This window comes from Paraburkholderia sp., from assembly GCF_049581445.1.
In the GTDB taxonomy this organism is placed as follows: Bacteria; Pseudomonadota; Gammaproteobacteria; order Burkholderiales; family Burkholderiaceae; genus Paraburkholderia.
The window spans coordinates 1-4,526 of the sequence record NZ_JBAURZ010000325.1 but is presented as its reverse complement, the minus strand read 5'-3'; the positions used below and the strand labels follow the sequence as shown (position 1 = coordinate 4,526).

At 61.9% G+C, this 4,526-nt stretch carries 3 protein-coding genes; 2 read left to right on the top strand and 1 reads right to left on the bottom strand.

Going from position 1 to position 4,526, the window contains the following annotated elements; all coding sequences use genetic code 11:
- Positions 1–217: plasmid mobilization protein (locus WCA85_RS27190; RefSeq protein ID WP_424067965.1), on the bottom strand; the 217-nt coding region annotated here is incomplete at its 3' end.
- A 534-nt stretch (positions 218–751) separates the two neighbouring features.
- On the opposite strand from WCA85_RS27190, the gene WCA85_RS27185 reads away from it, so the two are divergent.
- Entirely contained in the window at positions 752–3,235 is a 2,484-nt protein-coding gene (locus tag WCA85_RS27185; protein WP_424067964.1) for a penicillin-binding protein 1A, read from the top strand.
- Positions 3,236–3,593: 358 nt separating this feature from the next.
- Positions 3,594–4,472 carry a lipid A biosynthesis lauroyl acyltransferase gene (locus WCA85_RS27180; protein ID WP_424067963.1) on the top strand — a complete coding sequence of 293 codons (879 nt, stop codon included), beginning with the start codon at positions 3,594–3,596 and terminating at the stop codon, positions 4,470–4,472.
- Positions 4,473–4,526 lie beyond the last annotated feature (54 nt).

Below are 4,526 nucleotides of genomic sequence, written 5' to 3'. Positions count from 1 at the left end.
GTTCCAGCGCGGCGTTGAGCGCGTCGGGCTCGCGTGGTGCGCGCAACCGGTCGACAATGCCGGCGGCCTTCACCTGTTCGCTGGTGGCGCCGAAGCTCAGTACGGCGCGGCGCATCAGTTCGCTCACGCTGATGCCGAGTTTTTCCGCACTCGCGGCAATAGCGCGTTTCTGGGCAGGTGTCACGAAGACGACGATGCGTTCGCTGGGCTTGTTCATGGTCTTGCTCGCGTAACTTGTTGGCGTCGAACGGCGGATTGGGCGCGCAGCCGCACCCGGCTCGCGTGCGACAAGCCAATCATAAGGCGAGTTGCCTTAATGCGAAACGGGCGGCGAGTGAAAATCCCGTGACATCAAGGGCTTGAGCCGTTTCCGGCAGGCTTGTCCACAGGCCTTTCAACAATTTCTGTTGATAACTGTGGCTGGCCGTACAAAAAGACACCCGTAATGGCGCGCCGGGCGGCTGCGGGGAGCGATCCCCAAGGAATTCTTACAAAAAAAGGCCCGTCGACCGCGCTTGATTTCTTTAAAATTCGCTGTTACGTTGCGCGGGGCTCCCTCTGGGCCGCGCGTTCGTGCGCCGTGTGGCCCGCCGGGGACGTAGGGTCGCGCGGTGGTATAAACCGCCTGCAGCAATGCGTGTCCCGTTTTGCCGGGCGTGGGGGCAAGGCGTCATGGCGCCAAGGTTACGATCCATCTGTGCGCGAACAACGTGCGCAGCAGGCGTGCAGTCACGCGCCAACTATTCGAGTCATGCCAATCATCAAACGACCGCAATCCTCAAATTCTCCGGGTGATGCAGACCGGGATCCCTATCACCGCACTGCAGGACCTGACGACGAACCGCGCCGTCGTTCACTCGGCGCGCGCATCCTGCTGAGCTTCGTCGGTCTGATGGCAACCGCTGCCGTCGTCGGGGCGCTGATCATCGGTTATGCGCTCGTGGTGATGGGGCCGCAACTGCCGTCGCTCGATGCCCTGACCGACTACCGCCCGAAGGTGCCGCTGCGCGTCTATACCGCAGACCACGTGCTGATCGGCGAGTTCGGCGAAGAGCGGCGCAATCTCGTGCGCTTCCAGGACATTCCGGACCAGATGAAGAAGGCGGTGCTCGCGATCGAGGATTACCGCTTCTACGAGCATGGCGGTGTCGACTTCGTGGGCATTCTGCGCGCGGGTACGACCGACCTGTTGCACGGCGGCGCGTCGCAGGGCGCCAGCACGATCACGATGCAGGTGGCGCGCAATTTCTTCCTGTCGAGCGAAAAGACCTACACCCGCAAGGTCTATGAAATGTTGCTCGCCTACAAGATCGAACGCGCGCTCAGCAAAGATCAGATTCTCGAGCTGTACATGAACCAGATTTATCTGGGCGAGCGCGCCTACGGTTTTTCGGCGGCTGCGCGCGTGTACTTCGGCAAGGATCTGAAAGACCTGTCGCTCGCCGAATGCGCGATGCTGGCAGGGCTGCCCAAGGCGCCGTCCGCCTATAACCCGGTGGTCAATCCGAAGCGCGCGAAGATTCGTCAGGAATACATCCTGAAGCGCATGCTCGATCTGAGATACATCACGCAGGATCAGTACGACGCCGCGGTCAAGGAAGAGATTCACACCAAGAACCCCGGCAACGAATACAGCGTGCACGCTGAATACGTGGCGGAAATGGTGCGGCAGATGATGTACGCGCAGTACAAGGATGAAACCTACACGCGCGGCCTGAACGTGATCACCACAGTCGACTCCGCCGACCAGGACGCCGCTTACCATGCCGTGCGCAAGGGCGTGATGGACTATGAGCGCCGCCACGGCTATCGCGGACCGGAAGGCTATGTGGAGCTGCCGGCGCCTGGCGACGACCGCGATCAGGCCATTGACGACGCCTTGACCGATCACCCGGACAACGGTGAGATCGTCGCGGGCGTGGTGACGGCGGCCAGTGCGAAAGAGGTGCAGGCGCAGTTCCTCGACGGCACCGAGGCCACCATCAACGGCGACGGTCTGCGCTTCGTGGCCGCCGCGCTGAGCCCGCGCGCCTCGGGTGCGCTGCGTATCAAGCCGGGTTCGATCGTGCGCCTCATGGCTGACGACAAGGGCAACTGGCAGATCACGCAGCTGCCGCAGGTGGAAGGCGCACTGGTGTCGCTCACGCCGCAGGACGGCGCGATTCGCGCGCTGATTGGCGGCTTCGACTTCAACAAGAACAAGTTCAATCACATTACCCAGGCGTGGCGTCAGCCGGGTTCGAGCTTCAAGCCGTTTATCTATTCGGCCGCGCTCGACAAGGGACTGGGACCGGCGACCATCATCAACGATGCGCCGCTTTATTTCCCGCCGAGCACGCCGGGCGGCGACGCGTGGGAGCCGAAGGACGACGACCAGCCGGACGGTCCGATGCCGATGCGCCTCGCGCTGGAAAAATCGAAGAACCTTGTGTCGATCCGGATTCTTTCGTTCATCGGCACGAAGTACGCGCAGGATTTTGTTACGCAGCGTTTCGGCTTCGATGCTGACAAGACTCCGCCGTATCTGCCGATGGCGCTCGGTGCCGGTCTGGTCACGCCGTTGCAATCGGCGGGTGCGTATTCGGTGTTCGCGAACGGTGGCTACCGGATCAATCCGTACCTCATCAGCGAAGTGACCGATGCACGCGGTCAGCCGATCTCCAGGGCACAGCCGCTCACAGCGGGACGTGATGCGCCGCGTACGATCGATCCACGCAACGCGTACATCATGAACAGCCTGTTGCATTCGGTGGCGACGGCAGGCACGGGCGCAGGCACCAACGTGCTGAAGCGCTCCGACCTGCAGGGCAAGACCGGTACGACGAACGATGCCAAGGACGGCTGGTTCGCGGGCTATCAGCAATCGCTGGTGGCGGTGGCATGGATGGGCTATGACCAGCCGAAGAGCCTGGGTAGCCGAGAGTTCGGTGCGCAACTGGCGCTGCCGATCTGGGTCGACTACATGGGACAGGCGCTGCGTGGCGTGCCGCAAGCCGAGCCGGCCATGCCGGATACGGTCACGACCGTCGACGGCGAACTGTTCTATGCGGATGTGACGCCGGGCAATGGGTTTGTTGCCAGTATCGGCCTCGACTCCGCCAATCCGCTAGCGGGCGCCAGCGACGCGGTGGGTGGCGTAGGGCCGGCCGGGATGACACCGCCTGCACCGACGCCCGACGTCTCGTCGAGCGAGAAGCAGCAGATCATGAATCTGTTCGAATCGAACAAGCCGTAATTGGGTTTGCGCGTCCGGGTCGCGATGACCCGGACGCCGTTTCATGCACGCAAGGCCGTTTGCCACGTTGGGTGCATCTTGTCACAGAGGCAAGGCTTGACTTCAGGTTCTCGTCAGCTGCGCTGTGATCAACTGTAAGAATGCGAGTCCTACCGGTTTGGTCGTTAAGCGCTAAAACCGGTTTAAGATTCCGACCTCGATCCTCCTCCTGTTTCGCGGCAACGCGCGAGGGCCTCACTTTTGCTGCTTCAAGCGCAGCGCGCTACCCGGTCTTGACGCGCTCGCCTGTCACTTCATCGCCAAGCTAAGGCTAAATGCGATTGGAGTGTTTGCCATGCTGCACTCACCGGGATCTTCCGTGAAAAGTCGAATACTCGTCACTCTGATGACGGGATTGCTGCGCGTCTTCGCGCTCCTGCCGTACGGCGTCGTCGCGCGCATCGGCACAGGATTGGGCGCCTTGTTGTACCGCATTCCAAGTACGCGCAGACGGGTTGTGCACACCAATCTGAAGCTGTGTTTTCCCGACATGAGCGAGCCCGAACGCGAGCGACTGGCGCGCGCGCACTTCTGCCATGTGATTCGCAGTTACGTCGAGCGCGGACCGCAATGGTTCGGCAATGCCCGCGCGATCTCGCAACTGGTGGAAGTGGAAAGCGCCATTGATCTCGCGCAAGCGCATACGCGGCCCACTATCTTCGTCGGCTTTCACTTCGTGGGCATAGAGGCGGGTTGCATGATGTATTCGACGCGCCATCCGGTCGCCTCGTTATACACGCCGATGTCCAACGTGCTGTTCGATGCGATGGCCAAGCGTCAGCGCGGCCGCTTCGGCACGGAGATGATTCCACGCAGCGACAGCGTGCGCCGCGCGTTGCGGGTCTTGCGTGACGGCAAGCCGGTGATGCTCGCGGCGGATATGGATTTTGGTTTGCGCGATTCGGTATTCGTGCCGTTCTTCGGCGTGCCGGCTTGCACGCTGACTTCGGTGTCGCGTCTGGCCAAAGCGGGCAACGCGCGGGTCGTGCCGTTTGTCACCGAGGTGCTGCCGGATTATCGGGGTTACAAGCTGACAATATTCGAAGAGCTAAGTGATTTTCCTTCTGCCGACGCTTCTGTCGATGCGCGTCGTATCACCGAATTTCTCGAAAGCCAGGTGCGGCGTATTCCGGCGCAGTATTACTGGGTGCATAAGCGATTCAAGAATCGGCCAGCGGGAGAGGCTGCGGTGTATTGAGCGGGGCGGGCGCTTGCGGAGCTGCCAGCGCCCCAAGCGCCCACGCGCCGCACG